We start from the raw sequence: 21,391 nt of genomic DNA on the forward strand, positions 1-21,391 counted from the left end.
CATTCCTGTTTCCTGACCAAGAATTTGAAAATAAGTCTTATAAACTTTATTCTCTAAAGTCGTTTCAGCAAAAGCCTCTTTAAGGGCTTTTAACTCCTTTTTAAGAGCTTGAAGCTCCCCGATTTCATCAATTGTTTCCACGCGTACTATTTTATTTAATAAGTGATCTTTGCCATACTTTTTGAGCCATTTTTGAATCGTTGTACTTCCTCCAATGCCGTACTTGCGTCGGCAGTTTTCAATACTCAATCCGTTTCTCTCAATCTCTTCTACGATACTCAACTTAAAGCAATCACTGTACCGAACTGTTTCTTTCCTCCCTTTTGTCATATCTTTTTATGGTTTTTAGTGTAAACCTATTTCAGGATATGACACCCACTGTAGACCCACTGTAGACCCACTGTAGACCCACTGTAGACCCACTGTAGACCCACTGTAGACCCACTGTAGACCCACTGTAACTCCACTCATTATCCGATTATCCTATAAGCTTCGTATAATCCTCTCCCAATTTCACCATTAGCCATTAACCATTAACCACTCGTTTAGCACACACCTAATCTACTAATTTACCGACCATTATCCCACAACTCAAATAAAATGTTAAAATTTTTCTAATAAAAATTTGGTAGTTACAAAAAAAGAGAGTACCTTTGGCTCGCTTTTTAAGACATTTATTGGGCAATGAACTTTCCATCTGATTTAAAATACACTAAAGAACACATATGGGTGCGCATCGAAGGTGATATAGCCACAGCAGGCATTACCGATTTTGCTCAACACCAATTAGGCGACATTGTGTATGTGGAAGTAGAAACCATAGGCGATACCCTTAATGAAGATGAAATATTTGGCAGTATCGAAGCCGTAAAAACAGTATCCGATTTATTTATGCCACTCACGGGCGAAGTAATCGCGTTTAATGAACCGCTAAACCAAAAACCTGAGAAAGTAAATACCGACCCATATGGTAAAGGGTGGATAATACAACTGAAAATAAGCGATATTACCCAGTTAGATAATCTACTCTCAGCCGAAGCTTATAAAACCCTAATAAATGCTTAAAAAACACAAATACACTTTGTTATGGGGTATATGGACGATAGCTATTATCACTCTAAGTCTTATCTCATCCAGCGAAATGCCCAAAGCACCTCGCATTCCCTATTTAGACAAAGTTGCTCATTTCAGCTTCTATTTCGGTTACACAGCACTGTTTATATTAGCATTTAGAAGTAAATTATGGGCAGTAATCACCGCCTTGTTTTTAGGCGCAACGATGGAAATATTACAAGGCTTACTCACCACTACTCGCTCTGCCGACTATATTGATATGCTCTTCAATACATTTGGCACAGTTGTTGCTCTACTGTTTATGAGAAAGTATGAAAAGCTTTTCAGATAAAAAGTATATTTAATAACCTTTTAAAAGAAAATCATTATGCAACCTAAAAAAAATCCGAAAGCCGATTTGGCAAAAAGTAGCGGATTGTTCTTTGCCATAGGATTCGCTCTTGTATCAGCCCTTACCTTATGGGGGTTCGAAGCAAAAGTGTATGACAAAAGCGTTCAAGACAACCGTACGTCAGATGTGGATAAGGCTCTTGACGAAAATCAAGAGAACTACACAATGGAGACCCCTCCTGAAACTCCACCACCTCCACCACCTCCAGCCCCTACAGTGGTAGAGGAAGTAAAAGTAGTGGAAAACGATACTAAAATCGAAGAACAAGTAATTGGTACTACTGAAACTACTAAAAATGAGCAAATAGCTAAAGTAGAAGAAATTAAACAAACTGTAGTAGAAGAAGCTCCTGATGTAGATGTGCCTTTTACTATTATCGAAGATAAACCTATGTTCGAAGCTTGTAAAAACGTTCCTAAAGATCAACAAATGAAATGTTTTCAAGAAAACTTGAACAAACACGTAGTAAAGAACTTTAGCTATCCACAAGCTGCCGCCGAAATGGGTATTCAAGGAAAAGTATTTGTAAACTTCCGCATCAATACCGATGGTACTATTACCGTTTTAGGAGTGCGTGGTCCCGATAAAATTTTGGAAGATGATGCTAAGAAACTTATTATGAAACTTCCTAGACTTATCCCTGGTAAACAACGTGGTAAACCTACACCGGTTACCTTTGCTTACCCTATCAACTACAAATTACAAAACAACTAAAAAACAAAAGCCAATAGCATTTTACTATTGGCTTTTTTATTTAACGTCAGTTCGATATATATAATACTGATTTACAGCTTTTATACTGTAATCTGTGAAATCTAATAACGAAGATAGTCATCCGTGGATTTTTGTTCCATAATATTAAAATCTATTTGTGTTTAAATCCGTGCAATCTGTGTAATCTGTGCGAGACTTTCAGGCTACTTGTTGTCTATTTGTTTGATTTGTATAGATTTGTAAGATTTCTGTAGCGTAAGCTACGCTTTTCTTACGTCAAACTCACGTTATTTAATAATTCTACATTATTGTTAAGCAAAAATGATTTGCAAATATTTGTAGAGTCAAAGTCCTCAAGAACTGAATATGCGAGATAATTTACGCTTCTTAAGTAATCAGTCTTAATCTTAACTTTTAACTAATCGCTCCACAACACTTCTATCATTCGCCAATCGCTGTATTTTGTTCTGTCCGCCGAGCTTTCCTTGCGACTTCATATAAGAGGCAAAACCGCCTTCGGGGACTTCGGTTATTTTGAGCGGTTGGAGTACTTTCCCTTGTATGAGGTCGTAGTAGTACATATTCTGTTTTTGTAACGCCTCATCTATCACTTGGGCAAAGCGTTTCATATCAGTAGGTTTTTGCTCAAATTCTACAAACCACTCGTGATAAGGCAAACCCCCTACCGGATTTACCTGAGGAGCGACCGTAAATTCTGTGATACGCGCTCCTGTAGCCTCTAACCCCTCGCGCATTGCCTCTTCCACTTCTTTACCAATCACGTGTTCGCCAAAAGCCGAAATAAAATGCTTGATGCGCCCCGTAACTACTATGCGGTAAGGCGCAAGCGAAGTAAATTGGACAGTGTCGCCTATGTTGTAACCCCAAAGCCCGGCATTGGTAGAAATAATGAGTACATAATTCACCCCCAATTGTACGTCCTGCAAAGCCACTCGTTTGGGAGCATCACTGAAGAAAGTATCAGCTTCTACAAACTCGTAAAAAATACCCGAATTAAGCAGTAAGAGCATTCCTTTCTCCGTTTGACTATCTTGATAGGCAAAGAATCCCTCGCTGGCAGGATAGAGTTCTATGCTATCCACTTTGCGCCCGATGAGGTGCTCAAATTGTTGGCGATAGGGCTCGTAATTCACCCCTCCATAAATAAACAGATTAAAGTTAGGAAACAGTTTTCCTATCTTGATACCTGAGCGCGTGTACAACCGTTCGAAGTACATCAGCACCCACGAAGGTATCCCACTAATCAAAGTCATATTTTTAGAGAAAGTTTCGGTAACAATTGCTTCTACTTTGGTTTCCCAATCTTCTATACAATTAGTTTTGTACGAAGGCATACGATTGCGCTGCAAATAAGCAGGTACATAGTGTGCCACGATGCCCGAAAGTCGCCCTGTTTTGATGCCGTTTTTTTCCCCTAAAATAGGACTTCCTTGCAAGAAAATCATCTTTCCTTCTACAAAATCGGCTTTTTTAGTCTCGTGTATATAACATAAAATCGCATCACGTGCTGCCTGAATATGGAAGGGCATCGAGGCTTTGGTAATAGGGATATACTTCGCCCCGCTGGTAGTCCCTGAAGTCTTAGCAAAATAAAGTGGTTTGCCTTTCCATAGCACATCTTTTTCACCCTCCACTACCCTATCGATATAAGGACGCAAGGCTTCATAATCGCGTATAGGTACGCGAGCAACAAAATCTTCATACGTTTTGATTTCCTCAAAATGATGGTCACGCCCAAAAGCCGTATTTTTAGCTTGTGCTATAAGCGACTGGAATACTTTTTGTTGTGTGTCTATTGGAGCTTTAGCCCAGCGGTCTATCTTTTTTTTAACGATAGAGGCAAATATTTTGGATATATATGATTTAATCATAATGAAGTCTGTTTGACTCCGCAAAGATACTACTTTTTTTAATTTGCAATACGATAAGTATTAATTTTATAACAAAGCCATTCCTCTCTCGGCATCGTTTTACGCTATTGAGAAGAATGGCAAAAAAGGATTCTTGGATATTCACACACTCCAAGAGTATTTTTAGTAAGGTATATCGTCGTCGGTTGAGGTGGAGGAAGGAGCTCCAAAAGCCTGCTCCGGATTCGCAGTAGGCACAGTTTCAAAAGCTACATTTTCATTCATCTTCGAAACAAATTCTTGTACCCCCATAGGTAAATAGCCTCCACTATCGTATTCCTCTAAGTTAGCAAACCTTCCCAAATGCCCTTCAAACTTCAATCGGATACTATCCAAACCTCCATTGCGGTGTTTAGCCACAATAAACTCAGCTTGTCCAGCGGTAGGTGTTCCTGATTCGTCGTCCCATTCTGTAATTTTATAGTATTCAGGACGATAGATAAACGATACAATATCGGCATCTTGCTCAATCGCTCCTGATTCACGTAAGTCGGATAACTGCGGACGCTTTTGCTGTCCAGGACGTGATTCCACATTACGCGAAAGCTGTGAAAGCGCTATTACGGGTATGTTCAACTCCTTAGCGAGAGCTTTTAAGTTACGAGAAATTGTAGAAATCTCTTGCTCGCGGTTACCCACTCCTTTGCTACCTCCTGCCGTCATCAACTGTAAGTAATCAATGATAATTAGCTGAATGCCGTGCTGTGTAGAGAGTCGGCGCGCTTTAGCTCGGAGGTCAAAAATTGATATAGAAGGCGTATCATCTATAAAAAGAGGAGCCTTTTCTAGGTCTTTCACCTTAGTATTTAACACATACCACTCGTGCTCTTCCAACTTCCCTGTACGCAATTTCTCTGACGACAGACCTGTTTCTGAAGAAATCAAACGCGTAATAAGCTGTACCGACGACATTTCCAACGAGAAAAACGCTACTGGTATCCCCTGCCCTACTGCTATATTTCTTGCCATAGAAAGCGTGAGGGCTGTTTTCCCCATACCTGGGCGTGCCGCTACGATAATAAGGTCGCTCGCTTGCCAACCTGAGGTGAGTTGGTCGAGTTTAGTAAAGCCCGAAGGAACTCCACTAAAACCGTCTTTTTTATTAGAGAGGTCTTGTATTTTCTTGAGTGCTTTTATCACCAAATCTCCTGCTGCTTCACTAGAACGTTTTAGGTTACCTTGTGTTACTTCATAGAGTTTCTGCTCAGCACTGTCCAACGAATCAAACACATCACGAGTATCGTCGTAAGCGTCTTCTATAATTTCCGAAGAAATTTCAATGAGCTTGCGCTTGATGAACTTCTGTAAAATAATACGTGCGTGAAATTCCACGTTAGCAGATGATGATACTCGTTGGGTGAGATTAATAAGGTAAAACTCTCCTCCCACCGCCTCCAAATTGCCATTTTTGCGAAGTTGTTCTGCCACCGTAAGCAGGTCGATAGCTTCCGATTCGTTGAAAAGTTCAAAGATGGCTTGATAGATAAGTTGATGTTGTTTTTTATAAAAAACTTCAGGGTTGAGTATGTCTATCACATCATCAACGCCTTTCTTGTCAATGAGCATAGCTCCCAAGATAGCTTCTTCAAGATTGAGGTCTTGTGGAGGGAGCTTTCCTCGCTCTAAACTCACTTGTGTTCGCGAGAATGGTTGTATTGCAGGAACAATTTCTGGTACTGATGTGTTTTCTGTTTCGTTCATACGGCAAAGATACGAAATAGTTTAATTGGGGGTAGATGATTTTACCCACAAACACTGTTAATAGTCTGTTGATAACTTCTGAAAAGTTTTCTTTACTCTTCTATTTAGCAACCGTTTACTATCTTCATTTTATAAAAAAAGCGCTTAAATAGCGCCTTTATAAGTTGTTGATATTATCATTTTCTTACTTCTCACTGAACACCCCCATCGCGAGGTACTTGTTCATTCGTTTTTCAACCAATTTATCGGTGGGAAGCTTCTTCAAATCCTTATAAGTGTCCAATATCACTTTGCGAACAGTAGCAAACATCATTTCGCGATCGCGATGTGCCCCCCCGAGTGGTTCTTTAATAATCTCATCTATCAGTTTTAACTTCTTCATATCAGGAGCGGTGAGTTTTAGTGCTTCAGCAGCTTCTTTTTTGTACTCCCAGCTACGCCATAATATAGAGGAACAAGACTCTGGCGATATTACCGAATACCAAGTATTTTCAAGCATATACACTTTATCACCTACACCGATACCTAGCGCTCCTCCCGAAGCTCCTTCGCCTATGATAAACACTATTACAGGCACTTTTAAACGTGACATCTCCAATATATTGCGAGCAATAGCTTCTCCTTGTCCGCGTTCTTCAGCTTCAATACCAGGGAAAGCTCCTGGCGTGTCTACAAAACTCACTATAGGAATGTTAAACTTTTCAGCTTGTTTCATCAATCGCAAGGCTTTGCGATACCCTTCGGGGTTTGCCATACCAAAATTGCGATATTGTCGCATCTTAGTATTTACTCCTTTTTGCTGACCAATAAACAAAAAACTTTGGTCATCTATCTTTCCAAAACCTCCTATCATCGCCTTATCGTCTTTCACTGTACGGTCGCCGTGAAGTTCCAAGAAAGTGTTTCCTGCAAGTGAGTTGATATAGTCAAGAGTATAAGGTCTCTCCAAGTGGCGAGAGATTTGCACTCGTTGCCACGCCGTAAGATTACCATAAACTTCCTTCTTTACTTGGTTGAGTTTCTTTTCTATCTTCTTGCAAGCATCAGTCATATCCACATCACTTTCATTACCGATGACCTGACACTTTTCCATCTGTTCTTCAAGCTCTTTAATAGGTTGTTCAAAATCTAAATATTCCATAAACTAAGCGTTATTTGATTTTTTAGAATGCAAAGATATAAAATAATTTTGAATTACGAACTAATATTTTTTGTTTATAAGTTTAGCTCCCTTTTTTGTCCGGCAATTCTTCTAAGCAATTAAATGATTATCAACGCTTATTCAATATAACTCCAACTAATTTGCTAATTTAATCTCCCGTCTCTTCTATCCCATCCATCTTACCTCGTCCCTCCCGTCCTCATTTGCTAATTTCCAAATCTGCTAATTCTCTAATTTCCCAATCCGACTATCCACTTTCCGTCATAACCCTAATACCTATGCCCTAAGACCCCACACCTCCCCTTTTACTAATTTTCTAATTTGCTAATTCTCTAATTTTTCTTCCCTTTTTCCGTCACCACATTCCCCCTCTCCTTGGGAGAGGGCAGGGGTGAGGATTCTCTTTCTTTCGCCTCGAAACCCCGTTTTCACCACTTTTTGCATCGCTGTATTATGCTATTTATCAACTATTTATATACCCTTTCTATACCAATCGTCCAAGATTCGTATAAGCTTCCTATAAGCTCTCTATAAGCTAACCCCACCCTCCTTACAGCCTTTTTGCACCAATTTTTCTCTCAACCCTCTTCCGATTTCCTTCATTTTTTTCCGATACCTCCTTAGTATCTCTGTTTCCTCTCCAACCCTTCCCGAAAACTCAGAGTTTTTCGGAGTTTTTTCGACAATTCTCAAATGTATGACGTCCGGTCTGTCCTACAAGTTCGACCTGCCAAATAACTATTTTCATCTCTTCCTTTTACCAATTTGCTAATTTCTAAATTTACTAATCTACCAATTTTTGTTTAATTTCTAAGGCATAACCTCACCTCTTTAAATCGAAGTTACGTTGTCTTAAAAAATATTTTCCTTTTTTCTTTTCTATTAAAAAAAACTTCCGTACTTTTACCGAAATTTTTTAAACCAATACATTTTCGTTGCATAACGTAAGTATCATATATAAAGTTACTAAAAATATAAAATTTAAAATTATGACAAAATTTAGAACAGAATCCGACCTTATCGGCGACTTGCAAGTGCCCGCCGATGCTTATTATGGCGTACAAACACAACGCGCCATCGAAAACTTCCGCATTACAGGAACTAAAATGGGTGATTACCCTGAGTTTGTAAAAGCTATTGGTTATGTAAAACTCGCCGCAGCTCAAACAAACCACGCTTTGGGATTACTCCCCGACGAACTGCTCAAACCTATTTCTGAGGCTTGCAAAGAAGTAATCGAAGGGAAGTTTAACCATCAGTTCCTTGTAGATATGATTCAAGGAGGGGCTGGTACTTCGGTGAATATGAACGCTAATGAAGTAATAGCCAATCGCGCCTTGGAAATTATGGGGTATCCTCGTGGTGATTACCAACACTGCTCTCCTAACGACCACGTGAATCAATCACAGTCTACAAACGACGCTTACCCTACTACTGTAAAGCTAGCTGTTATCAAGATGAACGAAACGCTCATCAAGCGCCTATCATTGCTCATTGAGGCTTTTCGTAAGAAAGGTAAAGAGTTCGCTGATGTGATAAAAATGGGTCGTACCCAGTTGCAAGATGCTGTACCTATGACGCTTGGTCAAGAATTTGAAGCTTTTGCAGCCAACCTCGAAGAAGAAATCGCTCGCTTGCAAAGCAACGCCAAGCTCTTCTTAGAAATCAATATGGGAGGTACCGCCATTGGTACAGGGCTCAACGCTCCTAAGGGATATGCCAAACTATGTGCCGAAAACTTAGCTAAGCTCACAGGCGAAGCCTTCGTTACTGCTTCTAACTTGGTGGAAGCTACCCCTGATACCGGTTCATATGTAATTTATTCCTCTGCATTAAAACGTATGGCTGTAAAACTCTCTAAGATTTGTAACGACCTGCGTTTGCTCTCTTCAGGACCTCGTGCAGGACTCAACGAAATCAACCTGCCTAAAATGCAACCTGGTTCGTCTATTATGCCCGGCAAAGTAAACCCTGTTATCCCCGAAGTAGTGAACCAAGTGTGCTTCAAAGTGATTGGTAATGACCTTACCGTTACCTTCGCCGCTGAGGCAGGTCAGTTGCAACTCAACGTAATGGAACCGGTGCTCTGCCAGTGCATTATCGAGTCTATCGTATTCTTAGAACGCGCTATCGACACCTTGCGCACCAAGTGTATCGAAGGTATTACCGCCAATCGCGAAGTATGCCTCAATATGGTAAAACACAGTATCGGTATCGTTACAGCGCTCAACCCACATATAGGGTATAAGAACAGCACCAAGATAGCCAAAGAAGCCCTTGAAACAGGTAAGTCAGTGTACAATTTAGTATTAGAACACGGCTTGCTTTCTAAGGATAAGCTCGATGAGATTTTAGACCCCAAAAATATGTTGGGCGTTTAATAATTTATAAATTTAGAGATTTCAATATTCAACAAGAAAAGGCGTAACCTTTTTTAATATCAACTTTCGGTTACGCCTTTTCTTATAAAAACCAACAAAAATGTTAAGAGATAATACTACCCGTGCTAAGAATGCCATAATAATGTTGTGGATATCCTTTGCTTTTTTATTCATATTTCTGATTTCAGATATTTTTGAACTATATGTTATTAGAGAGTTCCTTGTAGGTGAAATAGATGACGAATTGTTTGCAAGAGCTGAACTGAGTGATGTTTTCTCAGGTATAGTAGGTATTTTGTGGCTTGTGATATTCATTATAATGAGTATTCTTTTTTTGATGTGGTTCAGGCGCGCTTATTACAACTTGCACCAACTGAAAAATAACCTCTCATATACCGATGGTTGGGCAGTAGGGAGTTGGTTCATTCCTTTTGCTAACTGGGTACTCCCATATCGCATAATGAAAGAAATATACGATAGTACTCGCAATCTTTTCATACAAAGGGGAGACATACAACCCAAACTACCTACTAATTTTGTAACCATTTGGTGGACGTTTTCAATTATTTCTTCTGTAGTAAATTACTTTGTTTTTAGAGCCTCTATGCTTGATGACCCTACTATCGAGATGTCATATACAACTTCAATTATAAATGTGATTGGTACCCTTTTGTTAATCATTTCCTTTTTTTTATGCATCAAAGTTGTAAAAGATTACACCAAGGTAGAACCCTTATTATCCAATCTTCAAAAAGACGAAACTAATACTAATAATTTATGAAACACTATTTTAGAACAGTAAGTACCCTGCTAAGTTTACTACTCTCTCCTTATTTATTAGCCCAACACAAGCCTTTGGGTGGTTTTGCTTATGGCACTCTCTCAGCCCCTACTGGTAAAGAATGGGAGTCAGTAGAGGAACTCTCGCTTAACAAAGAGTATCCTCGTGCTTATTTCTTCTCGTTTAAAGACGAAAAGACGGCTACCCAAGTATTGCCTGAACATTCTCCCTATTGGAAATCTCTCAATGGACAATGGCAATTCCACTGGTGCAAAACTCCTGAAGAGCGTCCCAAAGATTTCTATAAACCCGATTTCAACGCTTCTGCTTGGGAGTTGATTCCTGTGCCTTCCAATTGGAATATCTACGGTATACAGAAAAACGGTACGCTCAAATATGGAGTACCTATCTATGTAAACCAACCCGTGATTTTCTATCACGAGCGCAAGGTAGACGATTGGCGTAAAGGGGTAATGCGTACCCCTCCTAAAACGTGGACAACCTATGAGTACCGCAATGAGGTGGGCTCTTATATCCGCGATTTTGAAGTACCTACTGATTGGGACGGTTGTGAAATCTTCATCGATTTCGATGGAGTAGACTCTTTCTTCTACCTTTGGATTAATGGGCAGTATGTAGGCTTTTCTAAAAACTCACGCAATGTAGCTTCTTTTGATATTACCAAATATCTACACAAAGGCAAGAATAAAGTAGCCGTAGAAGTATACCGCAATTCCGATGGTTCTTTTCTCGAATCACAAGATATGTTCCGCCTACCTGGGATATTCAGAACAGTAGCCTTGCGCAGTACTCCTAAGGTGCAAATCTTTAACCTCAACATTCTTACAGATACCCAAAACCTCACCGATTGGCAGTTAAAAGTCAATGCCGAAGTGCGCAACCTCAGCCCAAAAGCAGTCAAAGATTATCAAGTGCGCTATAACGTATACGAAGTCTCATTGTATAAAGACGACGTTACCTCCTCTGCTACCAAAGGAAGCATTCCCCTAAAAACAGTAGCCCCTAACGCTATCGATAAAGTGAGCGGTACAATAGCCGTAAAGAATCCTAAACTATGGTCGGCTGAGGAGCCTCATCGTTATGTGCTCGTAGCTCAACTTTTGGATAAAAAAGGGAAGGTGGTAGAAACAGTATCGTCTTACTTTGGTTTTAGAAAAATAGAAATCAAAGATACTAAGGCTGAAGACGATGCTTTCGGAAAGGCAGGAAGGTATTATTATCTCAATGGTAAGACTATCAAATTTAAAGGCGTAAACCGTCACGAAAGTCACCCCGCACAAGGGCACGTGCTCACACATCAACAAATGGAAGAAGAGGTGATGATGATGAAGCGAGCCAATATCAACCACGTGCGCAACTCTCACTATCCACCCGACCCTTATTGGTTTTACCTCTGCGATAAGTATGGCATTTATTTAGAGAACGAAGCTAATATAGAGTCTCACGAGTATTACTACGGCAAAGAATCACTTTCTCACCCTAAAGAATGGGAAAAGGCTCACACAGCCCGCGTAACCGAAATGGTAGAGGCTACCTATAATTCGCCTGCCATTGTGATATGGTCACTTGGTAATGAAGCAGGTCCTGGTCAGAACTTTGTAACGGCTTATAATCACCTCAAAACACTCGATACTTCTCGCCCTGTACAATACGAGCGCAATAACGACATCGTAGATATGGGCTCTAACCAATATCCTTCCGTAGCGTGGGTACAGGGTGCTGCTACAGGTAAGTACGACATCAAATATCCGTTTCACATCTCGGAATACGCGCATTCTATGGGCAATGCCGTAGGAAATCTCGCCGACTATTGGGAGGCTATCGAAAGCTCCAACTTTATCTGCGGAGGTGCTATCTGGGATTGGGTAGACCAAGCGATGTACAACTATACCAAAGACGGCATCCGCTACCAAGCCTATGGAGGTGATTTTGGCGATTTCCCTAACGATGGTCAGTTTGTGATGAACGGTATTATCTTTGCCGATAGAACAGTAAAACCACAGTACTACGAAGTGCAGAAAGTGTATCAGAATATAGGCGTGAAAAAACTCAATAGTTTTACTTTTGAAATCTTCAATAAAGGCTATTTTACCGATCTTTCAAACTATGAGGGTATATGGAAACTCTATAAGAACGGTGTACTTGTAGAAGAGCGTCCTTTTGAAGTGCCTTCTGTGATGCCACAGCAAAAATCAAGTGTGACCATTACCTTTGTAACTTTAGATAGCAATGAAGAATATTACAGTATTGTAGAATTCCGCCTTAAAGCAGATACCCCTTGGGCTAAAAAAGGATTTGTGCAAGCTCGCGAACAATTCTTAATGCAACCTGCTACCCAAAAGCCTTCTCTTTCCTCTGTAGCCAAAGGAGAAAAACTCACTCTTAGTAAAGACAAAAAGACCATTACCGGAAAAGACTTTTCAGTAACTTTTGATTTCGATAAAGGTACGATAGGCACACTACGCTATGGTGAGCATACTATTATTGCCAACAGCGACCTAAGTCTCAACGCTTTCCGCGCCTTCACCAATAACGACAACTGGATATACGAACAATGGTTTGAAAAAGGATTGCATAACCTGCGTCATAAAGCCATTGCTTCCTCAGTGAAACCTAATAAAAAAGGTGGTTATACCTTCTATTTCACGGTGGAATCACAAGCACCTAATGCAGCTAAAATAACAGGTGGTGCGAGCTCAGGGCGCAATAAGATAGAGGAACTTACCCACCAGAAATTTGGTGCAAACGACTTTAAGTTCACTAGCAACCAAATTTTTACCGTCTATCCCGACGGCTCTATCGAACTACAAGCTAGCGTGGTGTCTAACGATGCCTCTTTGGTATTGCCACAATTGGGCTATTTACTCAAACTGCCTAAGCAATACGAAAATTTCACCTATTACGGTCGCGGTAAACAAGATAATTATCCCGACCGCAAATCGGGGGCTTTTGTAGGTCTCTACAGCGGTAAGGTAGCCGATGAATTTGTGCCTTTCCCTAAACCACAAGATATGGGGCAACACCAAGAAACCCGCTGGGCAGCTCTTACCAATGCTCAGGGCGCCGGCGCAGTATTTGTAGGGGCTGAACCGCTATCGGTAGCAGCTTTGCCTTATAAAGCTATCGATATGACTTTGGCAGGACACCCCTACCAATTACCAGAATCTGACGGCGTGTACTTGCAACTGAACATAGGCAACACGGGTTTGGGCGGACATAGTTGCGGTCCTCGTCCATTGTTGCGTGACCGTTTGTTAGCAACCCCTCATAATTTCGGTTTCATCATTCGTCCAGCCAAAGAAGATTTGCAAACCATAACCAATATAAGTGCAAGCGGTGAGCAACCTCTTTCTATTACTCGTAGTAAAGTAGGGAAAGTATCTATCAGTACAGCCAATGCCCTTGCAACTATCTATTACAGCATCAATAATAGCAAAGCACAGAAATACACCCTTCCTTTCGATTTGCCTAACGGAGGTACTGTAAAAGCGTGGTTTGCAGGTAATGAAACTCAAAAGTACACCCTTACTTTCGGTAAAGCCGAAAGCACGGCAATGGAAGTAATTTTCGCCAGCAGTGAAGAAGCGGGTGTAGGTGACGCCAAACATTTAGTAGATGGCGACCCCAATACCATTTGGCACTCCGCCTATTCAGTTACTGTAGCCAAACACCCACATTGGGTAGATTTCGATATGGGCAAGGTTGTTAATGTAAAAGGCTTTAGCTTTACCCAGCGCACTGATAGCTGGAGCGGAAAGGTAAAAGATTACCAAATACAACTGAGCAACGACGGTAAGAACTGGGGCGACCCCGTGAAAGTAGGAGCTTTTAAAGATGCGAGTAGCGCCCAACAAGTGTTGCTCGACAAAGTTACAAAAGCACGCTATGTGCGTTTCACTGCCCTAAGTGATTTCTATGGCGAAGATTTCGCCACAGGTGCTGAGTTTATGGTGATATTAGAATAGAAATTTAATTTGTTGTCATTGTAAGTTAAATTAAATTTAATTGAGGGGAGGCTGGCTCTTAAAGAGCCAGCCTCTTCTGTTATTCGTTATTCACCATTCGTCAATTCTTCCTTTTTCTTTCGTCTCGAAACCCCTTTTTTAACATTTTTATCCTTGTTGTATCATATTATTAATCAACCATTTATACACCCTTCCTATACCAATCTTCCAAGATTCGTATAAGCTTCCTATAAGCTCTCTATAAGCTAACCATACCCATCTTACAGCCTTTTTTCATCAAAAACCCTCTCTCTCCTCTTCCGAACCCCTCCGTTTCCTTTCGTCCTCTCTAACCTATCCGATTTGTCCGACAAGTCTCACCTATCAATAAACAATTTTTATCACTACTCATTTACTAATTTTCTAATTCTCTCATTTTCTCATTTCTGGCATTATTATTATTTTCTTATTTTTCCTTATATATTTTACATCGTAATAAAAAATAATTAAAAAGTTGCGAAAATATTTGCTTTATATAACTTTTTATTAATATATTTGCGCCATTAAATAACCAATAAAAAGTTTTGGAAGTATGAAACGAAAAATCTTCTTATTACTCATAGCTCTATGGAGTACTACCTCTCTGCTATGGGCACAAAACAAACAAATTTCCGGTACTGTTACCGATGAGAAAGGCACTCCTCTTCCCGGAGTGAGTGTGCAAATCAAATCAACTACCCGTGGGGTAGCTACTGATTTTGATGGTAAATATAGCATTGAAGCCTCTCCAGGCAACGTGCTATTGTTCAGTTCTATGGGCTATGCCTCCCAAGAAAAAACCATTGGCAAAGGGGGGGGTAATAGCTTGATTATCAATGTAAAACTAAAAGAAGACGCCCAAGAATTAGGTGAAGTAGTAGTTGTAGGCTATGGTTCTCAAAAGAAAGAAAACCTTACGGGAGCTATCGCTACTGTCGATGCTAAGGTGTTAGAAAGTCGCCCCCTTACTACTATCGGACAAGGCTTGCAAGGTGTTATCCCTAACCTCAACATCTCTACTAGCAACGGTCGTCCTGGTTCTGGTTCTTCTTTTAACATCCGCGGGTATACTTCTCTCAACGGTGGCTCTCCATTAGTACTTGTCGATGGCGTTCAAATGGACCCTAACCAAATCAATCCTAACGATGTAGAGAACGTTACTGTGTTAAAAGATGCCGCTTCAGCAGCTATATATGGAGGTCGTGCTGCATTTGGGGTAGTTTTGATTACTACCAAAAAAGGTAAGAAAGAAACTCCTATGCAAATAAACATCTCCTCCGACTACTCTATTACACGTCCTACTCGTTTGCCCGATTTGGTAAATTCAGTAGAATACTTGCAAATGTATATGGAAGCTGACCGTACTGGTCGTGCTACCGGCAGTGGGGTTGGTTCACAAAACTTCACTGATACTGACCTTCAAAAAGCGAAAGAGTACTTAGCCAATCCTACGCCTGCCAATTCAGTATATATCGACCCTAACGATGCTCGAAAATACCGATATGTAGGTAATACCAACTGGATAAAAGAAATGTATCCTGGTTGGGCTTCTCAAACTCAGAATAATATATCGCTTTCGGGAGGTACAAATAAAACTACTTATTTGGCTTCAGTGGGTATGTTTTCTGAAGATGGCTTGTTCAAAAAAGCCAAACAAAAATTTGAACGTTATAACATTACGCTAAACATCAATACCGATATTACAAAGTGGTTATCTCTCCATTTGAAATCAACAGTCAATCACAAAGATAACGACCAGCCTGCTAATGTAGGTCGTGGATTTTCAGCTGAGCGTTTCGCTACTGATGTAAAACCATTAATGCCTGTATATCACCCTGACGGACACTTCTCTGGGCAAGGTAACTTTACGAACCCTTTTGCTGTAATTGCTACTGGCGCACGTGATACTTATAAATCAGATGATATATGGATAACCTCTGGTTTCACTCTCACCCCTATAAAAAACGTTAAAATAGTTGGTGATTACACTTGGAATCCTTATCATATGAATAGCAAAAACAACGTAAAGATGTTCAAAGAATACGGCGCCCCCACTGATGGTAAAAGTATTTATGACCCCGATAAGGCTACTGATTTGGGTTATTACCCTCATAACAACCCTGCTACTGTGTATGAAGCTAATAGCCACGACCTCTATAAGGCTGCTAATATTTATGCACAATACGAAAATACTTTTGCTGAAAAACACTACTTTAAAGCAATGGTAGGTTATAACCAAGAGTCTAAACATAATGAATCTTTCAGTGTACAAGTGAAAAACTTAGTGAATCAAGACTATCCTTTCCTCAAACTTAATAATGATGATAAACCAAGTGTAGGTAGTGGTATTTCCGATTGGGCACTGATAGGATCTTTCTTCCGCTTAAACTATGTATACAATCAAAAATACTTGGTAGAAGTAAATGGTAGATATGATGGTTCTTCACGTTTCAGTCGTGAAAATCGATATGTATTTAGTCCGTCAGCTTCTTTAGGTTGGCGTATCTCCAAAGAGAAGTTCTTTGAGCCTATCAACAGTGTAGTAAGTGATTTGAAATTCCGTGTCTCATACGGTAAATTGCCTAACCAACAAGTGAATGCTCTTTATCCTTATTTACCTACTATGCCTTATGGTAACCAAACAGGTTATATCTTCGGTACCCAACAGTTGCCTTATGTATCAGCTCCTGGTTTAGTAAGCAATAATTTTACTTGGGAAGAAGTAGCTACTCGTAACTTTGGTGTCGACTTTGGCTTCTTGAACAATCGCTTAACTGGTTCTTTTGATTACTACATCCGCAACACTACGGGTATGCTTGTAAATGGATTAGCACTACCTGCTGTTTTAGGCGTAGGGGCTCCACAACGCAATGCTGCGGACCTTGAAACCAAAGGCTTTGAACTCACTCTCGGATGGCACGATGCTATAGGTGAAGATTTTAAATATGGCGTATCGTTTAACTTAGCGGATAGTCGCTCTTTCATTACTAAATACGATTTGAACCCTACAGGTAGCTTAGGAGATTACTATGTAGGTAGAGAAATAGGTGAAATTTGGGGATATACTACAGAAGGTCTCTATCAAACTGATGAAGATGCTGCTAAACTTGACAAAACCAAATTAGCAGGCTACAAGTGGTTGGCAGGTGATGTGAAGTATAAAGACCTAAACAACGATGGAAAAATCGACTACGGTAAAAATACTTTAGATGACCACGGCGACTTATCAGTTATTGGTAATAACCAAGCGCGCTATACCTTTGGTTTGAACTTAAATGCCGAATATAAAGGCTTTGATTTTACTGTTTTCTTCCAGGGAGTTGGCAAACGCGATTATATGTTAAACGATGTGTATTTCTGGGGATTTAGTAATGCCGACGAATGGTCTGTACCTGCAACTAACCAATTAGACCACTGGACACCCGAAAATCCTAACGCTTACTATCCACGTTTGCGCTTCGGTGGTTGGGGAAATACACGAACTCAAACTCGCTATATGCAAGATGCTTCTTACATACGTCTAAAACAAATAACCTTAGGTTACACTTTACCTAAAGAAGTTTTAAGTAATATAGGTTTGCAAAACTTGCGTTTGTTCATCACAGGGCAAAACCTCTGCGAATGGACAAAACTCATCAAATCATACGACCCCGAGCTACTTAGCCAGAATTATCCTATCAACCGCGTGATTACGATTGGAGTTCAAGCTCGTTTCTAATTGATAATTTAAATAGTAATACAATGAAAAGAATATATAAACATATCACATTTATAGGCCTTTTAGGTGCTTTGCTAAGTCAAATAAGCTGTAAAAATGATGACTTCTTAGATAAATATCCTCCTGATGCTTTTAATGAAAAAGGATATTTTAATAGCGATGAAGACTTAAAGATCTTTGCTAACCGTTTTTATGGTGGTTTGCCTGTACAGTTCTTCTATAATGATAACGACTCTGATAATATGGCTCCTAAGAATATGAATAGTTTCTTGGCAGGAACTTACACCATACCTGCTACAGGAGGTGGCTGGAGTATTAACGATTGGAACGGTATTTACAATTGCAATTTCTTCTTGGATAATTACAACCGCTCTACTGGTTCAAAAAAAGAACAATATGCTGCCGAGGTACGCTTTTTCCGCGCTTTGTACTATTGGAATAAGGTAAAGACTTTTGGCGATGTTCCTTTGATTCTTACCAAAGTAAACGATGCCTCTCCTATTATTTTCGGACCTCGTGTAGCTCACAAACAAGTAATGGACAAAGTTATGGAAGATATGAATTTTGCTATCCAAAACTTACCTGAAAAAGCCCAAGCCGAAGCAGGACGCTTACACAAAGATGCTGCTTTAGCTTTAAAATCACGTGTTGCCTTATGGGAAGGTACTTATCGCAAATACCATACATTGGGTGATGAAAGTTCTTGGTTGCAAGCAGCTGTCGAAGCCTCAGAAAGCCTTATTAATTCAGGTAGATATAGTGTTTATACTACAGGTAACCCTGATAAAGATTACCGTAATTTGTTTATTCAGCAAGATTTATCTCGCAACTCCGAAGCTATTTTCTACCGTACCTATATCAAAGGAACAGGTACTCACGGTTATACCCGTACAGCAGGTGAAAATAGCACTGGTTGTAGTAAGGATTTTATGGAATCTTACCTCTTTACTGATGGATTGCCTATTGGCACTACTACCTTCACTTATGACGATAGTACCCCAGCAGGCGAAGCCGCCAACCGAGATCCTCGTTATGCTCAAACAGTCGCTACTCCAGGTTTTGTATGGACTGAAAACCCTGACCCTGCTAAACGCCAAGTAGTAACATTACCTGCTGTAGGTACAGGGCAAACAAGCACTGGTTATTGGCTTATCAAAGGACGTTCTAGTGACCCTGAACAGTGGATTGCTAATCAAAGTGATTTAGACCTTTTTATATTCCGCTATGCCGAAATATTACTTAATTTTGCCGAAGCTAAATATGAATTAGGTTCTCTCTCTCAAGCTGACTTAGATAAAACTATCAACAAACTGCGCGATCGTGTAGCAATGCCACATCTTACCACTGCTGTAACAGCTGATACTCACGCTATAAACTACGGTTATACCGTCACCCCTTTGTTATACGAAATACGCCGTGAACGCCGTGTTGAACTCATTGGTGAAGGTTTTCGTATCGATGATATCAAACGCTGGAAAGCTGGAAAGCTGATTGAAAATCCTAAAATCATACGTGGAATGAAGCTCAATGCTGCCTTAAAAGCACAATATCCTGCGAACTCAGGCGTTAGTAATTTACCTGTAGACAGTGATAATTACCTCATTATCTACCCTTCTATTACGGCAGGACACCACACTTGGAACGATAAACTATATCTATATCCATTGCCTATCGACCAGATACAATTAGTAAAATACACACAAAACCCTGGTTGGTAATTTGTACATTTTTTATAATACAAGAGGGCATTTAAAAACTCTCTTTTACATCAAAAACTTTGTCAAAGCCTTAGGGCTTTGACAAAGTTTGTTATAAATTTACTTACCAAAAACAATGAAAAATTTTAACTTTATATTACTCTTTACGATACTACTTTTAGTTGCTTGCAAAACAGCCGTTACTACCCCTGCTACACCCGCTCAAATGGAAGTAGGTAGCCATAAACATATCGTCCTTAACAAAGATACCTATCATTTTTATCTCAACCAAACTACCGATAAAGAACTCTACATCTCCAACCACGATCAAACCAATCCCAAAAAAGTAGGACTTTATCTCGAAAACTTAAACAATGTAGTGATTGACGGCAGTAACAGCGAATGGCTCTTTCACGGCACTATCTTGCCTATTGTAGTGAAAAACTGTACCAATATCACTCTTAAAAACTTTTCGATAGACTTTGCAACCCCTCATTTGCGTCAGTTGCAAATTACCGAAGTAGATGCAAAAAATAACACCGTAAAAGCCCAACTCTACCCCGAAGGAAACTATAAAATCAAGGACGGGAAACTCTTCTTCACTGGAGAAGATTATGAAGAAACTCCCTTTGGAGGTATGATATTCAGAGCTGACAAACGTTTGGCTTATAAGCGGGCTGACGTAAATTTTAATCCTACTAAAATTACCGAAATAGCCCCTAATGAGTTCCGCATCGAAGGCATAGGTGCTAAACCTTATTTGGAAAAAGGAGAGCGTTTTGTATTGCGCACCTACACACGTCCTACACCTGCCATTTTCGTTACTGAAAGCAAAAACGTGAAGTTAGAAAATATAACTGTGCATAACACCCAAGGTATGGGACTCTTAGCCCAACTCACCGAAAATATAACCCTCAACCGCTTTCGCGTAGCTTTAAAAGAAGGCACCGAACGCTATTTCACTACCCAAGCCGATGCAACTCATTTTTCAGCCTGCAAAGGGCTCATACGCTCTGAAAACGGAGTCTATGAAGGTATGGCTGATGATGCTATTAACGTACACGGCACTTACCTAAAAGTAATAGCTCGTGAAGACAATCACACTATCAAAGCGCAGTATATGCACCCCCAATCGTGGGGATTCCTTTGGGGCAATGTAGGTGATAAAGTGCAGTTCATTGCCTCCAAGACAATGGACGTTATCGGTGATAAAACCTATCGCATTCAAGCCATTAAAGCCGTTGATAAACCTACCGAAGTAGGCGCTAAAATATTCAAAATCACTTTTGATGAAATACTACCTACCGAAATAAACCCCGATACACCTTGTGGGGTAGAAAACCTTACTTGGACACCTGAGGTGATTTTCAAAAACAATATAGTGCGTAACAATCGGGCTCGTGGAGCACTGTTTAGCACTCCTAAAAAGGTCGTCTGTGAAAATAACACCTTCGACCATACTCACGGCACTGCTATCTTACTCTGTGGCGATTGTAATGGCTGGTATGAAACAGGTGCTTGCCACAATGTTATCATCAAAAACAACCACTTCATCAATGCACTTACCGCTAATTATCAATTTACGAACGCTATCATTTCCATCTATCCCGAAATCCCTAACTTAGAAGCTCAACAAAAGTATTTCCATTCTAATATTACTATTGAAAACAATGTGTTTGAAACTTTTGATGAGCCTATTCTCTATGCCAAATCAGTAGAAAATCTCATTTACCGCAATAATAAAATTATCAAAAATCAAGAGTTCAAACCTTTTCATTGGAATAAAGAACGTTTTAAGTTAGAACGCACCAAGAATGTAAAGATTGATTAATGCACC

14 protein-coding genes are annotated in these 21,391 nt (G+C 40.0%); 9 read left to right on the plus strand and 5 right to left on the minus strand.

The window, feature by feature from the left end; genetic code table 11:
• Both ACSQ7D_RS10980 and ACSQ7D_RS10985 read right to left on the minus strand, forming a co-directional pair.
• Positions 1-330, minus strand: a 330-nt coding sequence (locus tag ACSQ7D_RS10980; protein WP_437136260.1) for a transposase, incomplete at its 3' end; no start/stop codon positions are given.
• Positions 331-345: 15 nt separating this feature from the next.
• Positions 346-471, minus strand: a complete 126-nt coding sequence (locus tag ACSQ7D_RS10985; protein WP_437136261.1) for a hypothetical protein — start codon at positions 469-471, stop codon at positions 346-348.
• A 213-nt stretch (positions 472-684) separates the two neighbouring features.
• Here ACSQ7D_RS10985 and gcvH point away from each other — a divergent pair, with 213 nt between their 5' ends.
• From gcvH to ACSQ7D_RS11000, 3 genes are read left to right on the plus strand one after another with little or no spacing between them, the layout of a single operon-like run.
• On the plus strand, positions 685-1,065 hold the full coding sequence (gene gcvH, locus ACSQ7D_RS10990; RefSeq protein WP_012796958.1) for a glycine cleavage system protein GcvH: 381 nt from the start codon (positions 685-687) through the stop codon (positions 1,063-1,065).
• A complete protein-coding gene (locus tag ACSQ7D_RS10995) occupies positions 1,058-1,405 on the plus strand; it encodes a VanZ family protein (RefSeq protein WP_106095113.1) in 348 nt (115 codons plus the stop codon). The genes gcvH and ACSQ7D_RS10995 overlap by 8 nt, the downstream gene beginning before the upstream one ends.
• Positions 1,406-1,441: 36 nt before the next feature.
• Positions 1,442-2,179, plus strand: coding sequence for an energy transducer TonB (locus ACSQ7D_RS11000; RefSeq protein ID WP_437136262.1), 738 nt, complete (start codon positions 1,442-1,444; stop codon positions 2,177-2,179).
• 407 nt (positions 2,180-2,586) lie between these two features.
• Here ACSQ7D_RS11000 and ACSQ7D_RS11005 read toward each other — a convergent pair whose 3' ends face one another.
• The 3 genes from ACSQ7D_RS11005 to ACSQ7D_RS11015 all read right to left on the minus strand — a co-directional run bounded on the left by ACSQ7D_RS11005 (position 2,587) and on the right by ACSQ7D_RS11015 (position 6,952).
• Positions 2,587-4,071, minus strand: a complete 1,485-nt coding sequence (locus tag ACSQ7D_RS11005; protein WP_437136263.1) for a GH3 auxin-responsive promoter family protein — start codon at positions 4,069-4,071, stop codon at positions 2,587-2,589.
• A gap of 162 nt (positions 4,072-4,233) precedes the next feature.
• Positions 4,234-5,811, minus strand: a complete 1,578-nt coding sequence (gene dnaB / locus ACSQ7D_RS11010; RefSeq protein ID WP_437136264.1) for a replicative DNA helicase — start codon at positions 5,809-5,811, stop codon at positions 4,234-4,236.
• 184 nt (positions 5,812-5,995) lie between these two features.
• Entirely contained in the window at positions 5,996-6,952 is a 957-nt protein-coding gene (locus ACSQ7D_RS11015; RefSeq protein ID WP_002673067.1) for an acetyl-CoA carboxylase carboxyltransferase subunit alpha, read from the minus strand.
• Positions 6,953-7,962: 1,010 nt separating this feature from the next.
• On the opposite strand from ACSQ7D_RS11015, the gene aspA reads away from it, so the two are divergent.
• The 6 genes from aspA to ACSQ7D_RS11045 all read left to right on the plus strand — a co-directional run bounded on the left by aspA (position 7,963) and on the right by ACSQ7D_RS11045 (position 21,385).
• A complete protein-coding gene (gene aspA / locus ACSQ7D_RS11020) occupies positions 7,963-9,354 on the plus strand; it encodes an aspartate ammonia-lyase (protein ID WP_009410654.1) in 1,392 nt (463 codons plus the stop codon).
• Between the two features lie 100 nt (positions 9,355-9,454).
• Positions 9,455-10,135, plus strand: coding sequence for a DUF4328 domain-containing protein (locus tag ACSQ7D_RS11025; RefSeq protein WP_437136265.1), 681 nt, complete (start codon positions 9,455-9,457; stop codon positions 10,133-10,135).
• Positions 10,132-14,121: a glycoside hydrolase family 2 TIM barrel-domain containing protein gene (locus ACSQ7D_RS11030; protein ID WP_437136266.1), complete on the plus strand. Its 3,990-nt coding sequence runs from the start codon at positions 10,132-10,134 to the stop codon at positions 14,119-14,121. Before ACSQ7D_RS11025 ends, ACSQ7D_RS11030 begins: the two co-directional genes overlap by 4 nt.
• A 571-nt stretch (positions 14,122-14,692) precedes the next feature.
• The gene (locus ACSQ7D_RS11035; protein ID WP_437136267.1) at positions 14,693-17,857 is read left to right on the plus strand and encodes a SusC/RagA family TonB-linked outer membrane protein; all 3,165 of its coding nucleotides are present in this window, start codon (positions 14,693-14,695) and stop codon (positions 17,855-17,857) included.
• Positions 17,858-17,880: 23 nt separating this feature from the next.
• Positions 17,881-19,575, plus strand: a complete 1,695-nt coding sequence (locus ACSQ7D_RS11040) for a RagB/SusD family nutrient uptake outer membrane protein (protein ID WP_437136268.1) — start codon at positions 17,881-17,883, stop codon at positions 19,573-19,575.
• A 115-nt stretch (positions 19,576-19,690) separates the two neighbouring features.
• Positions 19,691-21,385: a right-handed parallel beta-helix repeat-containing protein gene (locus ACSQ7D_RS11045; RefSeq protein WP_437136269.1), complete on the plus strand. Its 1,695-nt coding sequence runs from the start codon at positions 19,691-19,693 to the stop codon at positions 21,383-21,385.
• The last annotated feature ends 6 nt before the right edge of the window (positions 21,386-21,391 follow it).

This window comes from Capnocytophaga sp. G1920 (genome assembly GCF_051417515.1).